The organism is Pseudomonas sp. TSO6, assembly GCF_056098905.1.
In genome coordinates this window covers 32,023-58,086 of record NZ_JBLZWV010000012.1, presented here as the reverse complement: position 1 = coordinate 58,086, position 26,064 = coordinate 32,023, and the positions used below count along the sequence as shown (strand labels likewise).

General features: G+C 62.2%; 24 protein-coding genes and 1 pseudogene. 12 read left to right on the top strand and 13 right to left on the bottom strand.

The window, feature by feature from the left end:
* Positions 1-26 precede the first annotated feature (26 nt).
* Positions 27-746 (bottom strand): SDR family NAD(P)-dependent oxidoreductase, encoded by a 720-nt coding sequence (locus ACN6NG_RS03265; protein ID WP_474312932.1) that lies wholly within the window; start codon positions 744-746, stop codon positions 27-29.
* Between the two features lie 311 nt (positions 747-1,057).
* Complete coding sequence (locus ACN6NG_RS03260; protein WP_063422425.1) at positions 1,058-1,858, bottom strand: 5-methyltetrahydropteroyltriglutamate--homocysteine methyltransferase; 801 nt, start codon at positions 1,856-1,858, stop codon at positions 1,058-1,060.
* Between the two features lie 208 nt (positions 1,859-2,066).
* Here ACN6NG_RS03260 and ACN6NG_RS03255 point away from each other — a divergent pair, with 208 nt between their 5' ends.
* The gene (locus tag ACN6NG_RS03255; protein WP_063422427.1) at positions 2,067-3,554 is read left to right on the top strand and encodes a methylenetetrahydrofolate reductase C-terminal domain-containing protein; all 1,488 of its coding nucleotides are present in this window, start codon (positions 2,067-2,069) and stop codon (positions 3,552-3,554) included.
* Here the strand turns inward: ACN6NG_RS03255 and yjiA are convergent.
* The 3 genes from yjiA to ACN6NG_RS03240 all read right to left on the bottom strand — a co-directional run bounded on the left by yjiA (position 3,514) and on the right by ACN6NG_RS03240 (position 6,917).
* Positions 3,514-4,491: a GTPase gene (gene yjiA, locus ACN6NG_RS03250; RefSeq protein WP_353455953.1), complete on the bottom strand. Its 978-nt coding sequence runs from the start codon at positions 4,489-4,491 to the stop codon at positions 3,514-3,516. The two genes, ACN6NG_RS03255 and yjiA, sit on opposite strands and share 41 nt — an antisense overlap.
* A gap of 144 nt (positions 4,492-4,635) precedes the next feature.
* Positions 4,636-4,833 (bottom strand): YbdD/YjiX family protein, encoded by a 198-nt coding sequence (locus tag ACN6NG_RS03245; RefSeq protein ID WP_003251633.1) that lies wholly within the window; start codon positions 4,831-4,833, stop codon positions 4,636-4,638.
* 17 nt (positions 4,834-4,850) lie between these two features.
* Positions 4,851-6,917, bottom strand: a complete 2,067-nt coding sequence (locus ACN6NG_RS03240) for a carbon starvation CstA family protein (protein ID WP_063422429.1) — start codon at positions 6,915-6,917, stop codon at positions 4,851-4,853.
* Positions 6,918-7,094: 177 nt separating this feature from the next.
* Between ACN6NG_RS03240 and ACN6NG_RS03235 the strand changes: the two genes are divergently transcribed.
* The 3 genes and pseudogenes from ACN6NG_RS03235 (at position 7,095) to ACN6NG_RS03225 (ending at position 10,945) form a co-directional block, all read left to right on the top strand.
* Positions 7,095-7,460, top strand: a complete 366-nt coding sequence (locus ACN6NG_RS03235) for a PilZ domain-containing protein (RefSeq protein WP_061202768.1) — start codon at positions 7,095-7,097, stop codon at positions 7,458-7,460.
* Positions 7,461-7,723: 263 nt separating this feature from the next.
* Positions 7,724-9,241, top strand: coding sequence for a nucleobase:cation symporter-2 family protein (locus tag ACN6NG_RS03230; RefSeq protein ID WP_086975293.1), 1,518 nt, complete (start codon positions 7,724-7,726; stop codon positions 9,239-9,241).
* 343 nt (positions 9,242-9,584) lie between these two features.
* Positions 9,585-10,945, top strand: a pseudogene (locus tag ACN6NG_RS03225) (IS3 family transposase).
* 76 nt (positions 10,946-11,021) lie between these two features.
* Here ACN6NG_RS03225 and radA read toward each other — a convergent pair.
* On the bottom strand, positions 11,022-12,392 hold the full coding sequence (gene radA, locus ACN6NG_RS03220) for a DNA repair protein RadA (RefSeq protein WP_016497929.1): 1,371 nt from the start codon (positions 12,390-12,392) through the stop codon (positions 11,022-11,024).
* 176 nt (positions 12,393-12,568) lie between these two features.
* On the opposite strand from radA, the gene mscL reads away from it, so the two are divergent.
* Positions 12,569-12,988, top strand: coding sequence for a large-conductance mechanosensitive channel protein MscL (gene mscL / locus ACN6NG_RS03215; protein ID WP_043197833.1), 420 nt, complete (start codon positions 12,569-12,571; stop codon positions 12,986-12,988).
* Between the two features lie 33 nt (positions 12,989-13,021).
* On the opposite strand, the gene ACN6NG_RS03210 is transcribed toward mscL, so the two are convergent.
* The gene (locus ACN6NG_RS03210) at positions 13,022-13,798 is read right to left on the bottom strand and encodes a ferredoxin--NADP reductase (RefSeq protein ID WP_026034600.1); all 777 of its coding nucleotides are present in this window, start codon (positions 13,796-13,798) and stop codon (positions 13,022-13,024) included.
* A gap of 212 nt (positions 13,799-14,010) precedes the next feature.
* On the opposite strand from ACN6NG_RS03210, the gene ACN6NG_RS03205 reads away from it, so the two are divergent.
* Both ACN6NG_RS03205 and ACN6NG_RS03200 read left to right on the top strand, forming a co-directional pair.
* The gene (locus tag ACN6NG_RS03205; protein ID WP_353455952.1) at positions 14,011-14,718 is read left to right on the top strand and encodes an autoinducer binding domain-containing protein; all 708 of its coding nucleotides are present in this window, start codon (positions 14,011-14,013) and stop codon (positions 14,716-14,718) included.
* Positions 14,719-14,813: 95 nt separating this feature from the next.
* A complete protein-coding gene (locus ACN6NG_RS03200; protein WP_353455951.1) occupies positions 14,814-15,938 on the top strand; it encodes a methyltransferase in 1,125 nt (374 codons plus the stop codon).
* Here ACN6NG_RS03200 and ACN6NG_RS03195 read toward each other — a convergent pair.
* Genes ACN6NG_RS03195 through ACN6NG_RS03185 form a run of 3 tightly spaced genes read right to left on the bottom strand, consistent with a single transcriptional unit; the run spans position 15,854 to position 18,520 of the window.
* Positions 15,854-16,063 (bottom strand): DUF2474 domain-containing protein, encoded by a 210-nt coding sequence (locus ACN6NG_RS03195; RefSeq protein WP_474312928.1) that lies wholly within the window; start codon positions 16,061-16,063, stop codon positions 15,854-15,856. The two genes, ACN6NG_RS03200 and ACN6NG_RS03195, sit on opposite strands and share 85 nt — an antisense overlap.
* Before the next feature lie 9 nt (positions 16,064-16,072).
* Positions 16,073-17,080, bottom strand: a complete 1,008-nt coding sequence (cydB, locus tag ACN6NG_RS03190; protein WP_474312926.1) for a cytochrome d ubiquinol oxidase subunit II — start codon at positions 17,078-17,080, stop codon at positions 16,073-16,075.
* Between the two features lie 3 nt (positions 17,081-17,083).
* Complete coding sequence (locus tag ACN6NG_RS03185; RefSeq protein WP_049275004.1) at positions 17,084-18,520, bottom strand: cytochrome ubiquinol oxidase subunit I; 1,437 nt, start codon at positions 18,518-18,520, stop codon at positions 17,084-17,086.
* A gap of 346 nt (positions 18,521-18,866) precedes the next feature.
* On the opposite strand from ACN6NG_RS03185, the gene ACN6NG_RS03180 reads away from it, so the two are divergent.
* On the top strand, positions 18,867-20,096 hold the full coding sequence (locus ACN6NG_RS03180; RefSeq protein ID WP_474312923.1) for an MFS transporter: 1,230 nt from the start codon (positions 18,867-18,869) through the stop codon (positions 20,094-20,096).
* Positions 20,097-20,109: 13 nt separating this feature from the next.
* Here the strand turns inward: ACN6NG_RS03180 and ACN6NG_RS03175 are convergent, their stop codons facing one another.
* Entirely contained in the window at positions 20,110-20,589 is a 480-nt protein-coding gene (locus ACN6NG_RS03175; protein WP_474312922.1) for a GNAT family N-acetyltransferase, read from the bottom strand.
* 200 nt (positions 20,590-20,789) lie between these two features.
* Here ACN6NG_RS03175 and ACN6NG_RS03170 point away from each other — a divergent pair, with 200 nt between their 5' ends.
* The 4 genes from ACN6NG_RS03170 (at position 20,790) to ACN6NG_RS03155 (ending at position 24,667) form a co-directional block, all read left to right on the top strand.
* Complete coding sequence (locus tag ACN6NG_RS03170) at positions 20,790-22,085, top strand: NCS2 family permease (RefSeq protein WP_353455948.1); 1,296 nt, start codon at positions 20,790-20,792, stop codon at positions 22,083-22,085.
* A complete protein-coding gene (gene trmA / locus ACN6NG_RS03165; RefSeq protein ID WP_063422441.1) occupies positions 22,082-23,167 on the top strand; it encodes a tRNA (uridine(54)-C5)-methyltransferase TrmA in 1,086 nt (361 codons plus the stop codon). The genes ACN6NG_RS03170 and trmA overlap by 4 nt, the downstream gene beginning before the upstream one ends.
* Before the next feature lie 56 nt (positions 23,168-23,223).
* Complete coding sequence (locus ACN6NG_RS03160) at positions 23,224-24,129, top strand: LysR family transcriptional regulator (protein WP_474312920.1); 906 nt, start codon at positions 23,224-23,226, stop codon at positions 24,127-24,129.
* Positions 24,130-24,232: 103 nt separating this feature from the next.
* On the top strand, positions 24,233-24,667 hold the full coding sequence (locus ACN6NG_RS03155) for a cupin domain-containing protein (protein ID WP_410910871.1): 435 nt from the start codon (positions 24,233-24,235) through the stop codon (positions 24,665-24,667).
* A gap of 35 nt (positions 24,668-24,702) precedes the next feature.
* Here the strand turns inward: ACN6NG_RS03155 and pcaG are convergent, their stop codons facing one another.
* Together pcaG and pcaH are read right to left on the bottom strand one after the other, a co-directional pair.
* Positions 24,703-25,308, bottom strand: coding sequence for a protocatechuate 3,4-dioxygenase subunit alpha (gene pcaG / locus ACN6NG_RS03150; RefSeq protein WP_003251601.1), 606 nt, complete (start codon positions 25,306-25,308; stop codon positions 24,703-24,705).
* Positions 25,309-25,318: 10 nt separating this feature from the next.
* Entirely contained in the window at positions 25,319-26,038 is a 720-nt protein-coding gene (gene pcaH / locus ACN6NG_RS03145) for a protocatechuate 3,4-dioxygenase subunit beta (RefSeq protein ID WP_016489110.1), read from the bottom strand.
* Positions 26,039-26,064: the final 26 nt, after the last annotated feature.

The following is a 26,064-nucleotide window of genomic DNA, read 5'->3' as shown; positions in this document are numbered from 1 at the left end:
GCCTGTCTACGTGGCCAACTCAGCCTTCAGAACCGCTCATCAGCAATAGCCGGCAAGGTCAGCTCCCGAACATAACTGGCCGCCGAAAGCTCCAGTAGCGTACGCACCATCAGCACCACATCGTGCAGCGGTATCAGCCCCCCCTCCCCACGCGTCGCAGCCTCGGCCACCGGCACGTCCAGGCTGTCTTCGGTATTCAGGTACCCCAGGTTCAGGCAAGTCACCCCAAGGCCCTGCTCCCGATAGCCTTCGCGCAACGCTTCGGCAATGCCGCGCAGGGCGAATTTCGAGGCGGCGAAGGTTACTTCCGGGCGCCCACTCTGGGGCAGGCCCGAGGTTGAACCGGTGAGAATGATCCGTGGTTTTTCGCTTTTGAGCAGCAGCGGCAGCAGGCGCTTGATCAGCAGGATGGTCGCAGTGATGTTGCAGTCGACCATGCGCTGCAGCTGCACATCATGGTCATCAAGGAAGCTGTAGTGGGCCTCGAAGGCTTCGGCCTCCCACAGGCCGAGGTTATAGATCAGCGTATCCACACCACCCTCGGCCAGGGCCCGGAAAATTGTCTCTATGGCGGTGGACGGCTCGCCGAGGTCGGCTTCGATCCACTGGGCCTGGATATCCTTGCCCACGTCCACCGCCGCTGGCCGGGTGCGCGACACCCCGATCAAGGTGTCGCCCGGTTTGCCCAGCCCTTGCATGAACGCCATGCCCAGGCCCTTGCTGGCGCCGACTACCAGAACTCGCATCGCATCACTCCCTGTCGATTTGAACCAGAGTCGGCATTCTAGGGAGTTTTGCAGTGCCTGTGCCGGCCTCTTCGCGGGTGAACCCGCTCCCACAGGGGCCGCATTTGTTTCAAGGTTTGTGCTGTACCTGTGGGAGCCAGAGACCGCAGGAATTTCAAGGTTTGCACTGTACCTGTGGGAGCCAGAGACCGCAGGAATTTCAAGGTTTGCACTGTACCTGTGGGAGCCAGAGACCGCAGGAATTTCAAGGTTTGCACTGTACCTGTGGGAGCGGGTTTACCCGCGAAGAGGCCGGCACAGGCAGCCGATGATCAAGCCGCAGCCCGGTTCTGTTCCAGCGCAGCAGCCAGCATCGCGACTTCATGGCACTTCTGCAGAGCCAGGTCCAGCGGGCAGCTAAACAGCGCGCAAGATGGCGCCAGCCACAGCCGCTCTCCCAGGCGCTCATGGGCATCGTGCAGCAGGTCCAGGGTCTCGCCCAGGTCGCAAGGCGCGGCGTTGCCGCCGTCGACCAGGCCCAGTGACAGCACTTTGTAGGCCGGCAGGCGGTCGAGAATGGTCACGTACTGGTCGGGTGCCTGCACCAGGTCGATGTGCAGGCCGTCGACCGGCAGGTTCGCGGCCAGGCCGAGGTTGCCGCCAAGGCCACCCGAGTAGGTGGCAATCAGTTTCTTCAATGGCGCGCGCTGAAGGATGTTATAGACGCGCTCGAAAGCGTTTTTCCAGTCCTGTGGAAGGTCTTCGGCGAGAATCGGCTCATCGATCTGCACCCACTCGACGCCCAGGGTAGCCAGGCGGTTGAGATGCTGGTCATACAGCGGCAGCAGGCGTTCGAGGCGCTCCAGCGTGTCGATGCCGTCGTTGGTTTCGCCCTGCCACAGATAGGTCAATGGGCCGATCACCACTGGCTTGACCGCATGCCCCAAGGCTTTGGCCTGTGCCACTTCGTCGAAAAGTTGCGCCCAGCTCAGGTCGAACGGTTGGTCAAACCAGGCAAAGTCGCCCACTGGCAGCAGTTCGATGCCGGCCTCTCTCTGCACCTGCCAGTGGCGGGCACGCAGCTCGCTGTCGTGGTCGATGCGTGGAAAGCCCAGGTTGTGTGCCAGTGCCATGTCTTGTCCCTTCAGCCTGCATAAATGAATGAGGCGATTGTCCGGTTGAGACCGGTTTGAGACAAACTCATTAAATTTGAGATGAACCCAAGATTTTTTCATGATCATGATGATGTCTCATTCAGAGCACCACCCTGCGCATCCGGACATGACCCCGCCCGCCTTCTGCCGCACAATGCCACCCTGACCACACCAGGTGCCCGGCCACATGAGCCTGCTGAAAACCGCGCTGCGCGAACAGAACTTCGTCTGCGTCATGGAGTTCGTCCCCAAGCCTTCTGCAGAACGCTTCGCCGCCATGGAAGCGATCATGGCCCGCGCGCACCTGTGCGGCTGGCCAATGACCGTGGCCATCGGCGATCGCGTCGGCAGCCCGCTGGACATGTCGCCGCTGGACGCCATCGCCTCGTTCAGCAACCCGGTACCTGCCCTGCCGCATTTTTCCGGCAAGGACCGCGAGCGTCACCACCTCCTTGCCCAACTGCAGCGCATGGACGCCGCGGGCCTCGACCAGCTGTTGCTGCTGACGGGCGACCGCCTGCCCGGCCACGAGCCCGGCCAGCGCCCGGTGCGCTACCTGGAATCGGTCGCCGCCCTGCTGATTGCCCGCCAGGCTTGCCCGCACTGGCTGCTGGGCGCTGCACTGAACCCGTTCAAGTACTGTGAGGAAGAAGGCGGCGCCCAGTATTTCAAGGCCGAGAAAAAACTCGCAGCAGGCGCCGACTTCCTCACCCTGCAACTGGGTTTCGATGCCGCCAAGCATCAGGAAGCCATGCACTGGATGCGTCGCCAGCCCACGCCCAAGCCGATGCTGGCCTGCCTGATGAGCCTCACCCACGGGCGCGCGGCAATGCTCGACCACGTGGCCGGGGTCACTGTCACACCGTCCATGCGTGACATGCTCGAAGCTGAGACTGCGCAGTCCAAGGCCTTTGCCCAGGCACGCAGCGTCGACCGCCTGGCGTTGCAGATCATTGGCGTGAAACTGATGGGCTACGCCGGTGTGCACCTGTCAGGGGTTCACGAACTGAAACAACTGCTGGCCCTGGAAGGCCGTATCGAGCACTGGCAAAACCAGGTCCACACGCTGGAGCAGTGGGCGCCCGCCTGGCAGGCCAGTTGGCAGATGCCCGGGCTGCCGGCAGTGATATTCCACCCGCCACAAGCGGCCTGGCGCCAGGGTGAATCGCGGGTCGATGCCTCGTTCAAAGAGAAAGCACGCTATCACCTGATGCACGGCATGCATTCACTGCTGTTCAGCCGCCGCAACAGCCTGAGCAAGGCATTTGGCTGGGCGGTACGCCGGCCGCTGTGGGCTACGCACCTTGGCGCACAAGTGCTGCACAAGGTGGAACGTGCGGTGAAACGGCCGCTGGTGGGTTGCCATACCTGCGGCCGCTGCCGCCTGGAAGACACCCTGTACGTCTGCCCGGAAACCTGCCCCAAAGGCCTGGCCAATGGCCCCTGCGGCGGTACCGCGCTGAACCGCTGCGAATTCGGCGACCGCGAGTGCATCCACAGCGTCAAATACCGCACGGCGAAGGCAGTGCGGCAAACGGCGGTGCTGACCGAACGCCTGATCCCGTGCATCGAGGTGGAAACCCGCCACTGCAGCTCATGGCCGCAGTGGTTCCAGGCCGCAACGCCGCGCCGGCTCAGCCCGCAGCCAGCGCCTCGAAGCCAGCCCGAATCGTAGCCTCGGGCAGTTCATCGGCGATGAACACCATTACGCTCTCGCGGGCTTCACCCTCGGCCCATTCTGCATCCCAGTCGAAACCGTAAAGCTTGAGCACGCCCTGGAACACCAGCTTGCGGTCTTCACCGGCAATGTTCAGCACGCCCTTGTAGCGCAGCAGCTGTTTGCCGTGGGTTTCCAGCAACTCGTTCATGAAGCCGCTGAGGCGGTCGATATCCAGCGCGGTTTCCGTGCGCAGCACCATGGTGGAGATACGGTCGGGGGTGGCGGGCTTGAGCACCGGGCGAAGCATCGGTTTCAGGCTCGCGCCCAGGTCGGGGTTGAGGTTGAAACCACGCACATCCAGTAGCTCCGCCAGGTCGATACGGCCGTGCTCGACCACACGGATTGCAGCCCGGCCATTGATGCGGGCCAAGCGTTCACACAGGGCTTCTACCGTAGCCGGCTCGACCAGATCGGTCTTGCTCAGCAGCAGGCGATCGGCAAAGCCGACTTGGGCCTGGGCGATGGTCTGGGTCAGGTGCAGTTCGGCATGAACAGCGTCGACCAGGGTGATGATGCCGTCGAGGATGTAGCGCTCACGCAAGTCCTCGTCGATGAAAAAGGTTTGCGCCACCGGCGCCGGGTCGGCCAGGCCGGTGCATTCGATTACCAGCCGGTCAAAGGCGATCTCGCCTGCGTCAAGGCGCTCAAGCAGCAGGTACAAGGCGCGGGTGAGGTCACCATGGATGCTGCAGCACACGCAGCCATTGGCCAGAGTCATCACCTGCACCGGCTCGTTGCCCAGCAACTGGCTGTCGATGCCGGCCTCGCTGAATTCGTTTTCGATCACGGCAATCTTCAGGCCGTGCTCGGCCTTGAGCATGTGCTTGAGCAAGGTGGTCTTGCCAGCGCCGAGGAAGCCTGTGAGTACGGTTACGGGAATAGGCGTCTGCACGCAGAACATCTCCTGTGCGGAAAAAACAGTGGCCCCATCGCCGGCAAGCCAGCTCCCACAGGTACTGCACAGACTGGTCGCCTATGGAGCACCTGTGGGAGCTGGCTTGCCGGCGATGAGGCCGGACAGGTCAACGCTTAGGGTTCAACAGCATTTGGGCCCGGACTTGCCGCCGTAACGGGCTTCCTGGCGTTCGCGGAAGAACGCCTCGTAGCTCATCACCGGCTTGTCCGGGTGCGTCTTCTGCATGTGTTCGACATAGTTGTCGTAGTCGGGCATGCCGACCATCAGGCGGGCTGCCTGCCCCAGGTATTTCCCCAGTCGACCCAAGTCGTTGAACATAACTGCAGTCCTCTCGATTACGCATCAGGCAGGGCCTGGAACGGGGTTTCCTTGTCGCTGCGCTCCTTGCGGCCCCAGGCGCCGTAGCCGACCTTGAGGGCGAAGAACAGGATGCTGAAAACCACCAGCAGGAACAGAATCGTCAGGCCCGCGTTGGTGTAGGCGTTGAAGATAACGTGCTGCATCTGCCCGATGTCCTTGGCCGGGGCCAGGACCTGGCCGGCGTCCAGCGCAGTGCTGTACTTCTTGGCCAGGGCCAGGAAGCCAACGGCCGGGTTCGGGTCGAACAGCTTGATCAGGCCTGCGGCAGTGGTACAGATCAGCAGCCAGACGGCCGGCACCAGGGTGACCCAGATGTAGCGTTGACGCTTCATCTTGATCAGCACCACAGTACCGAGCATCAAGGCGATACCGGCCAGCATCTGGTTGGAGATGCCAAACAGCGGCCACAGGGTGTTGATGCCACCCAACGGGTCGATCACGCCCTGGTACAGCAGATAGCCCCACATTGCCACGCAGCCAGCGGTGGCGAGCAGGTTGGCCCCCCACGATTCGGTGCGTTTGAGTGCCGGTACGAAGCTGCCCAGCAGGTCTTGCAGCATGAAGCGCCCGGCACGGGTACCGGCGTCCACTGCGGTGAGGATGAACAGCGCCTCGAACAGGATCGCGAAGTGGTACCAGAAGGCCATGGTGTTTTCACCCGGCAACACCTGGTGCAGGATCTGCGCGATACCGACTGCCAGGGTTGGCGCACCGCCGGCACGGGCCAGGATGGTGTGCTCACCAATGTCACGGGCGACGGCTTCAAGCTGCTCAGGGGTAATCAGGAAGCCCCAGCTGCTGACCGTCTGCGCCACCGACGCAACGTCTGCGCCCACCACGGCGGCCGGGCTGTTCATGGCGAAGTACACGCCCGGTTCGATCACCGAAGCGGCGACCATGGCCATGATGGCCACGAACGACTCCATCAGCATGCCGCCGTAGCCGATGTAGCGGGCGTTGGTTTCGTTGTCCAGCAGCTTGGGCGTGGTGCCCGAAGAGATCAGCGCATGGAAGCCGGACACCGCACCACAGGCAATGGTGATGAACAGGAACGGGAACAGGGTGCCCTTCCACACCGGGCCTGTGCCGTCGGTGAACTGGGTCAGCGCCGGCATTTTCAGCTCGGGCGCAATGATCAGGATACCGATGGCCAGGCCAACGATGGTGCCGATCTTGAGGAAGGTCGACAGGTAGTCACGCGGCGCCAGCACCAGCCACACCGGCAGCACCGCGGCGACGAAGCCGTAGCCCACCAGCATCCAGGTGATCTGCACGCCGGTGAAGGTGAACGCCGGGCCCCAGACCGGATCCGCAGCGATCACGCCGCCCAGCCAGATCGAGGCCAGCAGCAATACCACGCCAACCACCGAGATCTCGCCAATGCGGCCCGGGCGGATGTAGCGCATGTAGATGCCCATGAACATCGCGATCGGGATGGTCGCCATCACCGTGAACATGCCCCAAGGGCTCTCGGCCAGGGCCTTGACCACGATCAGCGCCAGCACCGCAAGGATGATGATCATGATCAGGAAGCAGCCGAACAGGGCGATGGTGCCCGGAATGCGGCCCATCTCCTCGCGCACCATGTCGCCCAGCGAACGGCCGTTGCGGCGGGTGGACATGAACAGGACCATGAAGTCCTGCACCGCACCGGCCAGCACCACGCCGGCGATCAGCCACAGCGTGCCGGGCAGGTAGCCCATTTGCGCGGCGAGCACCGGGCCGACCAGGGGGCCTGCGCCGGCGATGGCAGCGAAGTGGTGACCGAAGAGGATATGTTTGTTGGTCGGGACGTAGTCCAGGCCGTCGTTGTTGAGCACCGCCGGGGTGGCGCGGCGCGGGTCCAGTTGCATCACCTTGGTGGCGATGAACAGGCTGTAGTAACGGTAGGCAACCAGGTAGATGGCCACCGCCGCGACCACGATCCACAAGGCGTTGATTGCCTCACCGCGACGCAGGGCGACCACACCCAGCGCGCAGGCCCCTATGACTGCCAGCGCCAGCCACGGAATGTGGCGTAGCAGGCTATTATTGTTGTTCATGGTTAGCTTCCAGCTGGTGGATTGGAAAGACCGCCCACCGAGTCTAGGGCGAGTCAAGGCGCATTGCCACACTTGCTTTGGTCTAGAGCCTCTGCGGCCAGATTGCAGTACCTGATGCACATACCCTTCTAACTATAGTCAGGATGTCACTTTAGGACCTACCCGAGGATCCACGCCATGAGCGATCACGACGAACGCCGCCGTTTCCAGCGTATCCAGTTCGACGCCCCGACCAGGCTGTGCCAGGGCGAGCGTTGCTGGGAGGTGAAACTGCTCGACCTGTCCCTCAAGGGCCTGCTGGTCGAATGCCCTAAACCCTGGGATCCCGACCTGAGCCAGGATTTCGAAGCCTACATCCTGCTCAACGACGAAGTGACCGAGGTGCAGATGCAGGTCGAACTGCGCCACGAAGAACCGGACCGGCTGGGCTTCATCTGCCTGTACATCGACATCGATTCGATGAGCCACTTGCACCGTCTTGTGGAATTGAACGTGGCCGACAGCACCGAAATGATGCGTGAGCTGCGCGAACTCATCGAATAATGAAATCTCTTAGCTAGCTAATAGCCTCCCCGCGATGTGTTTCCTGTCTACCCAGACAGCTTTAAGCCTGGGTAGCAGCACTTTGTACACACCCCTCTAATACAGTATTTGATGAGTTGGTACGCCTTCTGCATTGGGTTTTCGCACATCCGGCGGTCGCCCTTGTGCGCGCTCCGATCAAAATATTGTATACAATTCTTGTGGTAATCATTTGCCGGAACTGTCTACAGTAGCGACACAAAAATAAACAGAGAGCCTGCTCCATGACTACGTCCCCTAGCACGTCTCCCGCCAAGCGCCCCGAGGATGAAAACCTCGGGCTTGGTGCCAACCTGGCTTACGGTCTGCAGCATGTGTTGACCATGTACGGAGGGATCGTCGCGGTACCCCTGATCCTGGGGCAGGCCGCAGGCCTCAACGGCGCCGAAATCGGCATGTTGATTGCTGCCTCGCTGTTTGCCGGTGGCCTGGCCACCCTGCTGCAAACCCTCGGCCTGCCGTTCTTCGGCTGCCAGTTGCCGCTGGTGCAGGGCGTGTCGTTCGCCGGTGTGGCGACCATGGGGGCGATCCTCAGCAGCGAGGGCGGCGGTGGCCTGCCAGGCGTGCTCGGCGCCGTCATGGCAGCATCGCTGATCGGCTTCCTGATCACCCCGGTGTTCTCGCGCATCACCAAGTTCTTCCCGCCGCTGGTGACCGGTATCGTCATCACCACCATCGGCCTGACCCTGATGCCGGTGGCTGCACGCTGGGTGATGGGTGGCAACAGCGCCTCGCCGGAATTCGGCAGCGTGGCCAACATCGGCCTGGCGGGGCTGACCTTCGCCATCGTGCTGCTGCTGAGCAAGCTGGGCAGCGCGACCATCTCGCGCCTGTCGATCCTGCTGGCCATGGTGCTCGGTACCCTGATCGCCTGGGCGCTGGGCATGACCGACTTCAGCAAGGTCACCGAAGGTGCGATGTTCGCCTTCCCCACGCCGTTCCATTTCGGCATGCCGGAATTCCACATCGCCGCGATCCTGTCGATGTGCATCGTGATCATGGTCACCCTGGTGGAAACCTCGGCCGACATCCTCGCCGTGGGTGAGATCATCGACACCAAGGTCGACTCCAAGCGCCTGGGCAACGGCCTGCGCGCCGACATGGCATCGAGCATCCTGGCGCCGATCTTCGGCTCGTTCACCCAGAGCGCGTTCGCCCAGAACGTTGGCCTGGTGGCCGTGACCGGGGTCAAGAGCCGTTACGTGGTGGCCACGGGCGGTGTGATCCTGGTGGTGCTCGGCCTGCTTCCGGTCATGGGCCGGGTGATTGCTGCAGTACCGACCCCGGTACTGGGCGGTGCGGGCATCGTGCTGTTCGGCACGGTGGCGGCCAGTGGTATCCGCACCCTGTCCAAAGTCAGCTACAAGAACAACGTCAACCTGATCATCGTCGCCGCTTCGCTGGGCTTCGGCATGATCCCGATTGCCGCGCCAACCTTCTACCACCACTTCCCGAACTGGTTCGAGACCATCTTCCACTCGGGCATCAGTTCGGCGGCGATCATGGCCATCCTGCTGAACCTGATCTTCAACCACTTCACCACCGGCAACTCGGAAAACCAGTCCGTGTTCGCCGCAGCGTACGAACGCACCATCCAGTACTCCGACATTTCCGCACTGCGTGATGGCGACTACTTCAAGGATGGCAAGCTGTTCGATGCCGAAGGGAACGAAGTGCCGATGCTGGAGCTGGACGAGCATGGCAACCAGACGGTCAGGCGCGCGGCGGTTGCCGAGCATTGACCGCTGACTGAGGGGTGAGAGGGGGGCCGACGCGCATCGTCGGCCCCTTTTTCGTTTGCCTGTACTGGCCCTATCGCCGGCAAGCCAGCTCCCACAGGTGCTGCACAGGACCTGGAAACTATGGTCCTCCTGTCGGAGCTGGCTCCCACAGGTGCTGCACAGGATCTGCAAACTGTGGTCCTCCTGTGGGAGCTGGCTCCCACAGGTGCTGCACAGGATCTGCAAACTGTGGTCCTCCTGTGGGAGCTGGCTCCCACAGGTGCTGCACAGGATCTGCAAACTGTGGTCCTCCTGGACTGCCCCCAGGAAGTTGGACACCAATCCAATTTCTTGGGGTGTTCACATGAGCAAGTACTCAGATCAATTCAAGCTCACCGCCGTCCAGGCCTACCTGGAGGGTGGTGAAGGATTTAGAACAGTAGCTCGGCGATTTGCAGTGGACTTCAGCCTGCTGCGGCGCTGGTTCTCCGTTTTCCAGAAGCATGGTCAGTTCAGCCTGCGCAAAACCGGCCAGCGGTACAGCACGGCCTACAAGCGCTCAGTCCTTGAGTACATGCACAAGCATCAGCTTTCCTTGCGCCAGACCGCCGCCCATTTTGGTCTTGGTCAGTCCTCGCAGATAGGCATTTGGGCGCGGCAGCACTACAGTGGGAGTCTGGATTTGCCTGCTCCCAAGAGAAGAAAACCCGCTGCCATGTCGAAAAAGCCTTACCCCATAAAACCTACGACGTCCGATGACACCGATAAAAGCCGCGACCAGTTGCTGGCTGAGCTTGAGTGGCTGCGTATGGAGAACGCTTACCTAAAAAAGCTGGAAGAACTGAAGAAGCAGGAGCGAAGTCAGCCCAAAAAGCCCTGATCGTGTCGGCGCTCAAGGACAGGTTTCCCTTGGCCGCCGTTCTGCAACTGGCTGACTTGCCTCGCAGCACGTTCTATTACCAACTTCAGGCGCAGGCCAAACCTGACAAGCATGCTGTCCTGAAACAGCTGATTCAGCGTGTCTATCACGAGGAAAAGGGGCTCTACGGTTACCGGCGTGTGACGGCGGTGATCCGCAACGCCGGCACCTTGGTTAACAAGAAGGTCGTAGAACGCTTGATGGTCGCGCTTGATCTTCGCTCACTCGTACGGCCCAAAAAGTACCGGTCGTACAAGGGCGTCGTCGGCACTATCGCGCCTAATCTGCTGGAGCGAAACTTCCTCGCACAGCGCCCGAATCAGAAGTGGGTGACCGATGTGACCGAGTTTAAAGTAGCTGAGAAATAGGTCTATCTCTCTCCTGTGATGGACTTGTACAACGCCGAAATCGTGGCATACGAAGTGGCCAGCAGGCCTTGCCTCGGGCTGGTTACCAACATGCTGGACAAGGCCTTCGAGCGCCTGGGAAACAAGCCGAAGCTGGTGCTTCACTCGGATCAAGGGTGGCACTACCAGCACTCCCAGTACCGCCATAAGCTGGCAGAGCGAGGACTGAACCAGAGCATGTCACGCAAAGGAAACTGCCTGGACAATGCGGCAATGGAGAGCTTTTTTGGTACGCTTAAGTCCGAGTTTTTCTACCTGAAGCGTTTCGAGAGCGTTGAAGAACTGAAAGCCGGTCTGGACGAGTACATCCACTACTACAACCATGACCGCATCAAGCTAAAGCTCAATGGCATGAGCCCTGTGGAATACAGGGCCCATGCTGCTGAGTCTGCTAGCTGAAACTGTCCAACTTTTTGGGGGCAGTCCATCCTGTGGGAGCTGGCTTGCCGGCGATAGGGCCGGGCCTGGCTACGAATTACTCGAACAATGCATCCAGGGCCTGTTCCAGGCGGGTGACGGCAATAACCTGCAGCCCCGCCGGCGACTCTTTCGGCGCATTGCCCTTGGGCACGATGGCGCGCTTGAAGCCATGCTTGGCCGCTTCCTTCAGCCGCTCCTGGCCACTGGGCACCGGCCGCACCTCGCCCGACAGGCCGATCTCGCCAAACACCAGCAGCCCATGGGCCAGTGGCCGGTTACGCAAGCTGGACATCACCGCCGCCAGCAACGCCAGGTCCGAAGCCGTCTCCAGCACCTTCACACCGCCCACCACGTTGAGGAACACGTCCTGATCATGGGTAGGAATACCGCCGTGGCGGTGCAGCACCGCCAGCAACATGGCCAGGCGATTCTGGTCCAGGCCCAGGGTGACCCGGCGCGGGTTGGCCAAGTGGCTGTCGTCTACCAGTGCCTGTACCTCGACCAGCATTGGCCGGGTGCCCTCCCAGGTCGCCATCACCACACTGCCCGGCACTTCTTCCTGGGTACGGTTGAGGAAGATCGCCGACGGGTTGGACACCTCTTTCAAGCCCCGGTCGGTCATGCCGAACACGCCCAGTTCGTTGACCGCGCCAAAACGGTTTTTCACCGCTCGCAACAGGCGCAGGCGGCCGTCGGACTCACCTTCGAAATACAGCACGGTATCGACCATGTGCTCCAGTACCCGCGGGCCGGCCAGCGAGCCTTCCTTGGTTACGTGGCCGACCAGGAAGATCGCCGTGCCGCTCTGCTTGGCGTAACGCACCAGCAGCGCCGTGCTCTCACGCACCTGGGCCACGCCGCCGGGTGCCGACTGCAACTGCTCGGTGAAGATGGTCTGGATCGAGTCGATCACCATCACCCGCGGTTTCTCGACGCGTGCCGTGGCAATGATAGTTTCGATGCAGGTTTCGGTCATCACCTTGAGCTTGTCCTGGGGCAAGCCCAGGCGCCGCGAGCGCATGGCCACCTGCTGTTGCGACTCCTCACCCGTAACATACAGCGCCGGCATGCCCACGGCGATGTTGCACAAGGTCTGCAGCAGGATGGTCGACTTGCCGATGCCCGGGTCGCCACCAATCAGCACCACCGAGCCATCCACCAGGCCGCCGCCCAACACGCGGTCCAGTTCGGTGCTGCTAGTGGTGAAGCGCGGGATTTCCTCGACGCTGACTTCGGCCAGGGTCTTGATCTGCGCTTGCTGCCCGGTCCAACCGGCGCGGCCAGTACTGGGCGCCGCGGCACCGCCGCTCTCTATCATGGTTTCGACCAAGGTGTTCCAGGCCCCGCATTCGCCGCACTGGCCGGCCCATTTGGGGAAGGTCGCGCCGCACTCGGTGCAGCCATACAAGCGCTTGGCCTTGGCCATGGGTGGGGTCTCCTGGAAAAAACCGCCATGATAGCCGAGCCGGACGTGTCTCGAACGCTTCGGGATGCGACAAAACTATTCGTTCTAACCGCAGTCACTACCCCTGAACACAGCGCATGAAGCGTTTTAGTGGCTTACACTGCGTTAACCTTACCTTTTGTTACAAGGAACCAAACATGGGCATGATCAGTGAGTTCAAGGCCTTCGCGGTCAAAGGCAATGTCGTCGACATGGCGGTCGGTATCATCATCGGCGCAGCCTTCGGCAAGATCGTCTCGTCCTTCGTAGGAGACGTGGTCATGCCGCCACTGGGTCTGTTGATCGGTGGGGTGGACTTCAGCGACCTGGCGATCACCCTGAAGGCTGCCGAAGGTGACATTCCAGCGGTGGTGCTGGCTTATGGCAAGTTCATCCAGACCGTGATCGACTTCGTGATCGTTGCCTTTGCCATCTTCATGGGGGTGAAGGCAATCAACAGGCTCAAGCGCGAAGAAGCTGTGGCACCGACTGTACCGCCAGTGCCTTCGGCTGAAGAAACCCTGTTGACCGAGATTCGCGATTTGCTCAAGACGCAAAACCAGAATCGGCTGCCTTGAGGTTGCTGGGGCCGCACAGCGGCCCCAATAGCATTACCAGTAGTTTTCCACAGCCACCTGCCCCGGCCGCTTGCTCAGGCTCAGTTGCAGGTCACGCGCCTTCAGCACCTTGCGCGTCTCGTCGATCATCTCCGGGTTGCCGCACAGCATCACCCGCGAATGTTCCGGCGACAGCTCCAGCCCTGCTGCCTTCTCAAGCTCGCCATTCTCGATCAGCGTGGTAATGCGCTCATTCAGTGCCCCCGGGTGCTGCTCACGGGTCACCACCGGAATAAACTGCAACTTGCCGGCGTACTCAGCCAGGTAATCGCGCTGCTCCAGCCCGGCGATTTCATCCACGTAGGCCAGCTCTTTCGCTTCGCGCACCGAATACACCAGCTTGATGCTGTCAAAACGCTCCCAGGCCTCGAAGTCCTGCAGGATCGACATAAATGGCGCAATTCCGGTGCCGGTCGCCAGCAGCCACAGGTCGCGGCCACCCACGAAGCGGTCAAGGGTAAGGAAGCCAAAAGCCTGGCGGTCGATCAGCAAGGTATCACCCGCCCCCAGGCGGCTCAGCTCACTGGTGAACTCGCCGCCTGGCACCACGATGGAGAAGAAGTCGAGGTGCTCGTCATGCGGTGCGCTGACCATGGAGTAGGCGCGCCACACCACGCTGCCATCGGCCTTGGTCACGCCCAGGCGGGCGAACTGGCCGGAACGAAAGCGGAACCCTGCATCGCGCGTAACCCGCAGGCTGAAGAGGTTCGGCGTGAGCGGCTGAACATCGAGCAGGGTCTGGCGGGTGAACTTTTCGGCGCTAGCGGTCATATCGGGCTCCAGGTTTGACGTGCGCACAGTGTCGCGCAAAGTGGCCCGGATAAAAACCACTGCTTTGTAGGGCCTCATCAAGGGTGATCGTGCCGAAGTTGCAGAAAAACCTGATCGCTATAACAAAAAAATCCCAACGCCATGGTAGGTCTTTTCCTACAATGACCCCGGTACCCAAACGGATTGGATCCGACATCCCCGAGGAGTTTCAGATGCTTCACTGGAATCCCGAACATCTTCAGGCGTTCGTCAACGAACGCAGCCCACGGAAGCTGTTCGACATCGCGGTACATCTGGCACAGGACCTGGGCATGGAATACCTCGGGCTGAACATGCGCATCCAGATCGCCACGCAGACACCCAGGGTGTACCTCTACAGCAACTACCCGGCTGAGTGGATCGAGCGCTACCAGCGCGATGAGTTCTACAAGCAGGACCCGGCCGCCAACGTCAGCCACAGTTCGACCATGCCGGTGCTATGGACCGACGAACTGTATCGTGAAGCCCCGCAGTTCCGCGAAGCGGCCTGCCTGCACGGCTTGCGCCATGGCTGGACGCAATCTCTGTACGACCTGCAGCACAACGAGAGCCAGATCAGCGTGGCCAGGCCAGCCGAAAAGATCGACATCGTCGAGCTTTACGCCAAGGCCGGCAGCGTGCAGTGGCTGTGCCATACCCTGCATGCGGTACTCGGCGAACACCACCTGAATGCACTGTGCCCACCGCAACCGAAAATGAGCGAGCGTGAACTGGAAGTGCTGAAATGGTCGGCCGCCGGCAAGACCGCAGCTGACGTGGCCTGCATCCTGACACTGTCGCAGAGCACGGTGAACTTCCACATTCGCAGCGTGATCACCAAGACCAACGCCGCCAACAAAACAGGCGCCATCGCCATCGCCGCCATGCGTGGCTGGATCTGACCTTCAAACCTGCGACCTTGGGCAAAGCCCTGTAGAATTGCCCGGCAAAGCCCGGGGCGAACCGCATCGGGCAGTTTATACCCGAGCCAGACGCCATGCCCCTGTTGACCACCCCCTACGCCGAACTCGACCTGATCCGCCAGCCGGAACAGGCCAACGACCCGTTGCAGGCTTTCGATGCCGCCGACGAGTACCTGCTTGCGCAGTTGCACGCACAGGCGCCCCACGCCAACTGCCGGGTGCTGGTGCTCAATGACAGCTTCGGTGCCTTGGCGGCCAGCCTGGCGGGCCGGCTGCAGGTGGTCAGCAGCGGCGATTCGCACCTGGCGCACCTGGCCCTGGAAAAGAACCTGGCGCGCAACGGCTTGCCGTTCGACAGCGTGCCCTTCATACCGGCCAGCGAACACTGGCAAGGCCCGTTCGACCGGGTGCTGGTGCGCGTGCCCAAGACCCTGGCCCTGCTTGAAGAACAGCTGATACGCCTGCAGGGCCACCTGGCGCCTGGCGCGCAAGTGATTGCCGGGGCGATGATCAAGCACTTGCCACATGCAGCCGGCGACCTGATGGAAAAGTACATCGGCCCGGTGCAGGCCTCGCTGGCTCAGAAAAAGGCCCGCCTGCTGACGGCGACGCTGGCCGAACGGCCGGCCGCAAGCTCGCCCTACCCTAGCCGCTACCGCCTAGACGCGCCGGCGCTGGAACTGGTCAACCACGCCAACGTGTTCTGCCGTGAAGGCCTGGATATCGGCACCCGGGCGTTCCTGCCGCATTTGCCACGCGACCTGGGCAACGCACGGGTAGCGGACCTGGGCTGCGGCAATGGCGTGCTGGCAATTGCCAGTGCCCTGGCCAACCCGGATGCCCAGTACACGCTGGTCGACGAATCGTACATGGCGGTGCAATCGGCGCAGGAAAACTGGCAAGCCGCGCTGGGCGAACGCCCGGCGACCTTCATCGCGGCCGATGGGTTGGCCGGGGTCGAGAAGCAGTCGCTCGATGTGGTGCTGTGCAACCCGCCGTTCCACCAGCAGCAGGTGGTGGGCGATTTCCTTGCCTGGCGCATGTTCCAGCAGGCGCGTGAGGCGCTGGTGGTAGGTGGGGCGTTGTATATCGTGGGTAATCGGCACCTGGGCTATCACAGCAAGCTGGCGCGGTTGTTCCGGGGTGTGGAGCAGGTGGCGGCGACGCCCAAGTTCGTCATCCTGAAAGCCCGCAAGTAAGCCTGTACCGACCCTATCGCCGCCACCCCCAGGGCCGCAACGCTCATTGCCCAGATCAGCACCAGCCAACCCAGTCGCTGCCACAGAGGTTTCTTCTCTTCCAGGCCATGTTTGCCGGTCATCATGCGGCCCTCCTAGTGATAGCCGTCTTCATGGGTCACCTTGCCGCGGAACACGTAGTAGCTCCAGAAGGTGTACATGAGGATGAACGGCAGGATGAACAGTGTGCCCACCAGCATGAAGCCCTGGCTCTGCGGTGGCGCTGCGGCATCCCAGATCGAAATCGACGGCGGGATGATGTTCGGCCACAGGCTGATGCCCAGGCCGCTGTAGCCGAGGAAGATCAGCACCAAGCTGAGCAGGAACGGCGTGTAGTTCGCATTGCGCGCCACTGCCTTGAGCAGCCCGTAGAAGGTCACCACTACCAGCAGCGGCACCGGCATGAACCAGATCAGGTTAGGCATGCTGAACCAGCGGTCGGCGATCTGTGGATAAGCGATCGGCGTCCACAGGCTGACGATACCGATTACTACCAGCAGTACCAGCGCCAGAGGCCGGGCCAGGTCATGCATCTTTTGTTGCAGCGGCCCTTCGGTCTTCATGATCAGCCAGGTGCACCCCAACAGGGTGTAGGCAACGATCAACCCCACGCCACAGAACAGGCTGAACGGGGTGAGCCAGTCGAGGGTGCCACCGGCAAAATGACGGTCGACCACTTTGAAACCCTCGAGGAAGGCACCCAGGGCCACGCCCTGGAAGAAGGTGGCGACCAGTGAGCCGCCGATGAACGCCTTGTCCCAGATATGCCGCTTGTCGGCCGTGGCCTTGAAGCGGAACTCGAAGGCCACGCCGCGGAAGATCAAGCCCATCAGCATCAGGATCAGTGGCAGGTACAGGGCTTCGAGTACCACGGCATAGGCCATCGGGAACGCTCCGAACAGCCCGGCCCCACCCAGGATCAGCCAGGTTTCGTTGCCGTCCCACACCGGGGCGACGGTGTTCATCATCACATCACGGTCCTGCTCGCCCTTGACGAAGGGGAACAGCATGCCGATCCCCAGGTCGAACCCGTCCATCACCACGTACATCATGACGCCGAAGATGATGATCACGGCCCAGATCAGCGGAAGGTCGATACCCATGGCTCAGTCCTCCTTGCTCAGGCTGGCAGTTTTGGCCTCATGGCCATCATCGGCGGCAGACAACGGCCGCGCCGGCGTGCGTTTCTGGCCAGGGCCGCCCGGTGTGTGCTCGTCGCCTTCGCCGGTCTGCGGCCCTTTGCGCACCAGGCGCATCATGTAACCAAGGCCGGTGCCGAACAGGGCGAAGTACACCACCACGAAGGCCACCAAGGTGAAACCAAGCTGGGCGTAGCTGTGGTTGGACACACCGTCCGCCGTGCGCATCAGGCCATACACCACCCAGGGCTGGCGGCCGATCTCGGTGGTGAACCAGCCGGCCAGCAACGCAATCAGCCCCGAAGGCCCCATCCATAGCGCCACATACAGGAACGGGCGCGAGGTGTAGAGCGTGCCGCGCTTGCGCAGCCAGAGGCTCCACAGGCCAACGAAGATCATCAGCAAGCCCAGCCCGACCATGATTCGGAACGACCAGAAGACAATGGTCGAGTTAGGCCGGTCCTCAGGCGGGAATTCCTTCATCGCCGGCACCTGCTTGTCCAGGCTGTGGGTCAGGATCAGGCTGCCGAGCGCCGGGATCTCGACCTTGAAGCGCGTGGTCTCGGCCTTCATGTCGGGGATACCGAACAGGATCAGCGGCGTCGGCTCGCCAGGCACATTCTCCCAGTGGCCTTCGATTGCCGCGATTTTCACCGGCTGGTGCTTGAGCGTATTGAGGCCGTGGAAGTCGCCGATCACCGCCTGGATCGGGGCAACGATCAGCGCCATCCACATGGCCATCGACAGCATCTTGCGTACCGCCGGGTTGTCACGCCCGCGCAGCAGGTGCCAGGCCGCCGAGGCGCCAACGAAGAACGCCGTGGAAACGAACGCGGCCGTGGCCATGTGCATCAGCCGGTAGGGGAACGATGGGTTGAACACCACCGCAAACCAGTCCACCGGCACCACCCGGCCATCGATGATTTCGTGGCCTTGTGGGGTCTGCATCCAGCTGTTGGAGGCCAGGATCCAGAACGTGGAAACCAGCGTACCGATTGCCACCATCACCGTGGAGAAGAAGTGCAGGCCGCGGCCGACACGGTTCCAGCCGAACAGCATGACACCGAGGAAACCGGCTTCAAGGAAGAAGGCAGTGAGTACTTCGTAGGTGAGCAGCGGGCCGGTGACGGCGCCAGCAAAGTCGGAGAAGCGGCTCCAGTTGGTACCGAACTGGTAGGCCATGACCAGGCCCGAGACCACGCCCATGCCGAAGTTGACGGCAAATATCTTTGACCAGAAATGATAGAGGTCACGGTAGACCTGCTGGTGGGTCCGCAGCCAGAGGCCTTCGAGGACTGCCAGGTAGCTCGCCAGGCCAATGGTGATGGCCGGAAACAGGATGTGGAACGACACGGTAAAGGCAAACTGCATTCGGGCGAGCTCTAAGGCCTCTATTCCGAACATGGTGCTTCCTCTTCAGATAATCCGGCGTCCGGGCTTGTGGCCCAAGTCGCCCACTGCCCCCACTTGGTCGAGTACGGCGCGTTGGAATTGTTCTGTTCGATCGCAGGGATTCCGGCCCAGAGGGCCAATTCGTTGAATCTGGAACGATTGACCCAGATCAACGAATGCTAGGAAGCATAGTCCCGAATAGACCGGCGGGCCGTGTGGCTGTTTGCCGCGTGACCGGTTGCCCCACCCTCTTTCATAACGCGTGAAAAAGTGCAGATCCGGGCAAACAGTAACCGCTTGTTACAAACAGGTGATACGCTGCGCCCCCCCTCTACTGCGCCGAGGCCCCTGGTTTCCGATGTCCGATTCCGCACCGCAGTTGTTGCGTCACCACCGCCCCTTCCTGGCCTTCTGGCTGGCCCGTGTATTCACCGCCAGTGGCTTCCAGATGCTCACCGTGGCCATTGGCTGGCACCTCTACCAGTTGACCGGCAATGTGCTGGACCTGGGCCTGGTCGGCCTGGTCGAGTTCGCCCCGCGAGTGCTGTTCATGCTGCACACCGGGCATGTGGCCGACCGCTATGACCGGCGCAAGGTTGCCGCCCTGTGCCAGAGCCTGCAGGGGCTGATCGCCCTGGCGCTGGCGGTGGGCAGCGCCACCGACAACGTCACCCGCGAGCTGATCTTCGCCCTCGCCTTCCTGCTGGGCGCCACGCGTTCGTTCGAAATGCCGGCGACCCAGGCGCTGTTACCTAACGTGGTGCCGCCCGGGCTGTTCCCGCGGGCGGTGGCGGCTTCGGCGTCGGCTACCCAGTCGGCAACCATCGTGGCGCCGGCGGTGGGCGGCTTCCTGTATGCCTTTGGCAGCCTCTGGGTGTATGGCCCCACCGTGGCCCTGTATGCCATCGCCTGCGTGCTCACCCTGAGCCTGCAGGCGCGCGGCCAGGTGGTGCAGCGCGGGCGTGCCAGCATCGAATCGCTGCTGGCCGGCATCCGCTTCATTCGCAGTCGTCCCGACATCCTCGGCGCCATTTCGCTGGACCTGTTCGCCGTGCTGCTGGGTGGGGCCACCGCGCTGCTGCCGGTGTTCGCCAAGGACATCCTGCTGACCGGCCCACTGGGCCTCGGCCTGCTGCGCTCGGCGCCAGCGGTGGGGGCGTTAGCCATGTCGCTCTGGCTGGCACGCTTCCCGTTCGAGCGCAACGTCGGGCGAACCATGTTCACCGCAGTCGGCGTGTTCGGCGTGGCCACCATCGCCTTCGGCCTGTCGACCTCGTTCTGGTTCTCGCTGGCGGTGCTGGTGGTGCTGGGCGCGGCGGACATGATCAGCATGGTCATTCGCAGTTCGTTCGTGCAACTGGAAACCCCGGACGAAATGCGCGGGCGCGTGAGCGCGGTCAACGGCTTGTTCATTGGTGCCTCGAACCAGCTCGGCGAGTTCGAATCGGGGGTGACGGCGCACTGGTTTGGCACAGTGCCGGCGGTGGTGATGGGCGGGGTGGGCACACTGGTGGTGACGGGGCTGTGGATAAAAATGTTCCCGACACTGGCCAAGCGGGATCAACTGCACAGCAAGCCCATCGACTGAGCGTCGAGGCCGCTTAGAGCATCAAGGTCATGCACCATTCATGACCGTTACCGGCTGGGTAGCCATCGCCACTGTCCTTCCAGCCGGTGGCGCGGTATAAACCCAGCGCCGAATGGTTGTCCCGGGCCACCGACAATTGCAGGCATTCGACATCCGGCCACATCGCGCGCGTCGCTGCCGGCAAGGCCTCCATGCAGCCACGTCCCAAGCCACGCCTCTGTAACCGTTCGTCGACCTGCAAGGCCGTTATCATCGCCGCACCAGGCTTCGCCCAAGTTGGCAGAAATGCCCCGCGTTGAAGCAACAACAACCCCCGCGGCACGCTGTCGAGCACAATCACCAACGCACGTCGGTGATCGCTTTGGCAATTGAGCAGCAGATATAACGCACTGGCCACATCACCAGCATAGCGTTGCTGCTCTGGCTGCAGCTGGATGTCGAGCAATTGAGCGCGCTGGGCGCGGTTCAAGTCACGGTAATCAATCAACTGCACAGCGGTGCTCCCACGAAGCCGCATGCATTACGGCGCATAGTCGGCAGTATATCTGCGACATTGATTACCGCTCACTGAGCATGCTGGTATGATGCGCGGCTTTTTTCCTCCCCACACAAAACCACGGCAACCGGTACGGTCTGTGCTTTGCTGATGGGGTCGATACATTCATGGCGCCGGGGGCGCCTTGGGGAGCGGGCATGCTGGAAAGGCTGTTTCAACTAAGAGCACACAACACCAACGTGCGCACCGAGATTCTCGCGGGCGTCACCACCTTCCTGGCCATGGCCTACATCCTGTTCGTCAACCCGAGCATCCTCGGCGAGACCGGCATGGACAAGGGCGCGATCTTCGTCGCCACCTGCCTGGCAGCGGCCATCGGCTCTGCGACCATGGGCCTGATTGCCAACTACCCGATCGCCCTGGCGCCGGGCATGGGCCTGAACGCGTTCTTCACCTACACCGTGGTGCTGCACATGGGCCACACCTGGCAAGTGGCGCTGGGCGCGGTGTTCCTGTCGGCGGTGATGTTCTTCCTGTTGTCGATCTTCCGCATCCGTGAATGGATCGTGAACAGCATCCCGCTGCCGCTGCGTTCGGCTATTGCCGCCGGTATCGGTCTGTTCCTGGCATTGATCGCCCTGCATAACGCCGGCATCGTCGTCGATAACCCGGCCACCTTGGTGGGCATGGGCGACCTCAAGCAGCCGTCGGTGATTCTCGCCACCCTGGGCTTCTTCCTGATCGTCGGCCTGGAGTCGCTGAAGGTGCGTGGCGCGGTGTTGATCGGCATCCTGGCCGTCACCGTCGCGTCGATCGTATTGGGCGTCACCCCGTTTGGCGGGATCGTGTCGATGCCACCTTCGCTGGCACCCACCTTCCTGCAGCTGGACATCGCCGGTGCCCTCGATGTAGGCCTGATCAGCGTGATCTTCGCGTTCCTGTTCGTCGACCTGTTCGACAACTCCGGCACCCTGATCGCCGTGGCCAAGCGCGCCGGCCTGATGGGCAAGGACGGTCACATGCCGAAAATGGGCCGCGCCCTGATCGCCGACAGCACCGCCGCCATGGCCGGTTCCCTGCTGGGCACCTCGACCACCACCAGCTACATCGAGTCCGCTGCGGGCGTGAGCGCCGGTGGCCGCACCGGCCTGACTGCCATCGTGGTTGCCGTGCTGTTCCTGCTGGCGCTGTTCTTCGCCCCCCTGGCCGGTAGCGTGCCGGCGTTCGCCACCGCGCCGGCGCTGCTGTTCGTCGCCGTGCTGATGGCCTCGGGCCTGGCAGAAATAAACTGGGACGACGTCACCGAAGCCGCCCCGGTGGTGGTGACCGCCCTGGCCATGCCGCTGACCTACTCGATCGCCAACGGCATCGCCTTCGGCTTCATTTCCTGGACCGCCGTCAAGCTGATCTCCGGCCGCCACCGCGACCTGAACCCGGCCCTGGTGATCCTTTCCATCCTGTTCGTCATCAAGCTGGGCTGGTTCAACGCATGAGTGCTGCTTTCGACCCCTCCTCCTACGCCACCCAGCTGGACGCCAAGGTGGCCCGGCTGCGCGAGCTGCTGGCGCCATTCGGCGCGCCGGAACCGGCTGTTTTCGACTCGCCGCGCGAACACTACCGCCTGCGCGCCGAGTTCCGCCTGTGGCGCGAGGATGGCCAGCGCCACTACGCCATGTTTGCCCCGGGCGATAAGCACAAGGCGATCCTGATTGACGATTTCCCCATCGCCAGCCAGCGCATCAACGCACTGATGCCGCGCCTGAAGGCGGCCTGGCAGGCCAGCGAGGAACTGGGCAACCGCCTGTTCCAGGTGGAGTTCCTCACCACCCTGGCCGGCGATGCGATGATCACGATGTGCTACCACCGCCCGCTGGACGAGGCTTGGGAAGCAGAAGCGCGGCAACTGGCTGAAGCGCTGGGCGTGAGCGTGATTGGCCGCTCCAAGGGCAAGCGCCTGGTGATCGGCCGCGACTACGCGGTGGAAAAACTCGACGTGGCTGGCCGTGTGTTCAGCTATCGCCAGCCGGAAGGCGCATTCACCCAGCCCAACGGCGCGGTGAACCAGAAGATGCTGAGCTGGGCCTTCGAGGCCATTGGCGAGCGCCAGGACGATTTGCTGGAGCTGTACTGCGGCAACGGCAACTTCACCCTGCCGCTGGCCACCCGCGTGCGCCAGGTGCTGGCGACCGAAATCAGCAAGACCTCGGTCAATGCCGCGCTCAGCAACCTCGACGAGAACGCTGTGGATAACGTGCGCCTGGTACGCTTGTCGGCCGAAGAGCTGACCCAGGCGCTGAATGAGGTGCGGCCGTTCCGTCGCCTGGAAGGCATCGACCTGAAAAGCTACGACTTCGGCACGGTGTTTGTCGACCCGCCGCGCGCGGGGATGGACCCTGACACCTGCGAGCTGACCCGGCGTTTCGAGCGGATTCTGTACATCTCCTGCAACCCCGAAACCCTGGCGCAGAACATCGCCCAGCTGCAAGATACCCACCGTATCGAACGCTGCGCGCTGTTCGACCAGTTCCCGTACACCCATCACATGGAAAGCGGCGTGTTGCTGGTCCGGCGCTGAACTGCCACCCGGTGGGGCCTGTACGGCCCACCGGGCGCTTCAGGAGAGTTATGCCGATGGACCAGCTGAACGCCATGCAGACCTTCCGCCGGGTCGTCGACCTCGGCAGCTTCAGTGCCGCCGCCAGCCAGGCAGGCCTGTCCCACACCGTGCTGTCGCGCCAGGTGAAACAGCTGGAACGCCAGCTAGGCACGCAACTGCTTACCCGCACCACCCGCCGCCTGCACCTGACCGAGGCCGGAACACTCTTCTACCGCCACTGCGTGCAGATCCTCGAACAGATGCAGGCGATGACCCTGGAGCTTTCAGAGCATCAGCAGCAACCCACGGGTACCCTGCGCCTGGGCGTGGCAACTGCGTTCGGCGAACTTGAACTGGGGCGCTGGCTACCGGACTTCGTCGAGCGCCACCCACAGCTGCAGGTCGAGCTCAATTGCAGCGATCGCTTCATCGACCTGCTGGAAGAGCAAATCGATGTCTGCCTTCGGATTACCGATCATCTGCCCGACTCCAGCCTGGTAGCCCGCCTGCTGGCCCACAGCGAGGTGCTGCTGGTAGCTGCACCACGCTACCTGGAACGCCACGGCACGCCCACTTCCCTCGACACGCTGGTTGACCATCCGCTGCTCGGCTACAGCAATCTGCCTCACCCTCAGCGTCTGTATCTGACCAACCCAGAGGGTGAACAGCGCAACATCCTGATGCCCCGGCGCCTCAGCGCCAACTCGCCGATGGCCCTGCGCGCTGCTGCCATTGGCGGGCTGGGCATTGCCAGCTTTGATCGTTTTATCGTTCATGACGCCTTGCTGGACGGGCGCCTGGTGCCGGTACTAAAGGACTGGAAACTGCCACCTCGCAACCTGTATGCGGTGTACCCGCAAAGCCGCTACCTGGCGCCCAAAGTGCGGGCGTTGCTGGACTATGCGCAAACCTACTACGCGCAGCCGAGATGGCAGGCCTGATCTGTGCAAAAAATGAACAAGTCATGCGCACCGAGAGCCGTATTTGTGCAGAAAGTGTTTGGTTAGGCTTCGTTGCACTGTCACTCAACGAAGGAACCCCACCATGAAGGCATTGCAGGCAATCATTGCGGGCGTGGCGCTCGCGACCCTGGCCGTTGGCATCAACGCAGCAGAAAAAACCGTGTCAGTACCCGATAGCGCAGCATTGAAGTGGCAGGACGTACCCAACACCAACGGCGCAGTCAGCTACGCCAACGTTGAGGGGGACATTTTCGGCAAGGGGCCTTACTCGGCCTATGTGAAATTCAGGAAAGGGACCGACAACGGCCTGCACCAGCACAGCCAGGCACTGCCGACCGTGGTGCTGAAGGGTACTTTCTACGCGGTAATCGATGGCAAACGCACCGAGTTTTCAGCCGGGTCCTACTACAGGCTGCCGGCCGACCTGGTGCATGAAAGCGGATGCACTGCGGCGGCCGATTGCCTGCTGTTCCAGTACCAGGCCGATGCGTTTGACCTGAAGCCTGTGAACGGCTGATAGCCCCGGGGCCGCTGTGCGGCCCCGGGTTTCCATCAGAAGTCGAAGAACACCGTCTCGCCTTCCCCCTGGATACGGATATCAAAGCGATACGCCGTCTTCCCGTCCACTTCGCAACGCTTGGCAATCAAGGTTTCACGCCGCTGTGGCTGCTCGATCAGGTTGAGCACCGGGCACTTGGCGTTGGCCTGGGCTTCGTCATCGAAATACAGGCGCGTGTGCAGGTGGATGTTGATACCACGGGCAAACAGGCTGATGTTGATGTGCGGCGCCATCGGTACGCCAGCCGCGTTGTTCACCACACCCGGCTTGACCGTGTGCAGGGTCCATTCACCGGCATCGAAGGTGGTAGCGGTGCGGCCAAAGCTGTTGAAGGCGTTTTCCAGGTTGTAGGCATCCTGGTACTCGCCATTGGCGTCGGCCTGCCACACTTCCAGGAACGAGTCGCGCACCAGGTGGCCGTTACCGTCATACACCTGGCCGAGCAGCAGGATGTGCTCGCCTGGCGCGTCTGGCTTGGCCAGGCGGTTCCAGATTTCCTGGTCGCGGGTCGGGTTGCCGGCCGCTTCCAGGGCCAGGCCGATGTGCACGTAGGGGCCGGCGGTCTGCGAAGGGGTTTCCGGCAGCAGTTCGATTGGCATGGCGGGTTCCTCAGCAGTTTTCGAAGTGGGTCTTGCGCTGGCCGCGCAGCACGATGTCAAAGCGGTAGGCCAGGCAGTCCATCGGGTTGGCGTTGCTCATGTCGAGCTTGGCGATCAACTGCTGTACAGCTTCAGGGTTGGCGATCGACTTGACGATCGGGCACATCGGGATCAGCGGGTCACCCTCGAAATACAGCTGGGTGATCAGCTTGGTGGCAATCGACGGGCCGCTGATGCCGAAGTGGATGTGCGCCGGGCGCCAGTCGTTCGGGCCGTTGCGCCATGGGTACGGGCCCGGTTTGATGGTGCGGAAGCTGTAATAGCCGTCACTGTCGGTCAGGCAACGGCCGACACCACCAAAATTCGGGTCCAGCGGTGCCAGGTAACGGTCGTTCTTGTGCCGATAGCGGCCACCGGCGTTGGCTTGCCACATCTCCACCAGGGTGTTCGGCACAGGCTTGCCGTACTGGTCGACCACGCGGCCGGCAACGATGATGCGCTCGCCGATTGGCAGGCCACCGTTGTTGAAGTTCAGCAACAGGTCATGGTCGTGGGCGCCAAAGCCCAGGTGGGAGAAGTTCGGACCAGTGGTTTCGCTGATCGACTGTGGAATGCTGACCAGTGCCTGACGCGGCGAGCGGGCAATGGACGTTTTGTAGTCAGGCGTAAGGGCTTTGGGGTGCCAGTTGCGATCACGGATCACGAAGCGGCTGTTGTCCTGTGCGGGCATGCCGGTTTCCTCTCTTGGAATTATGT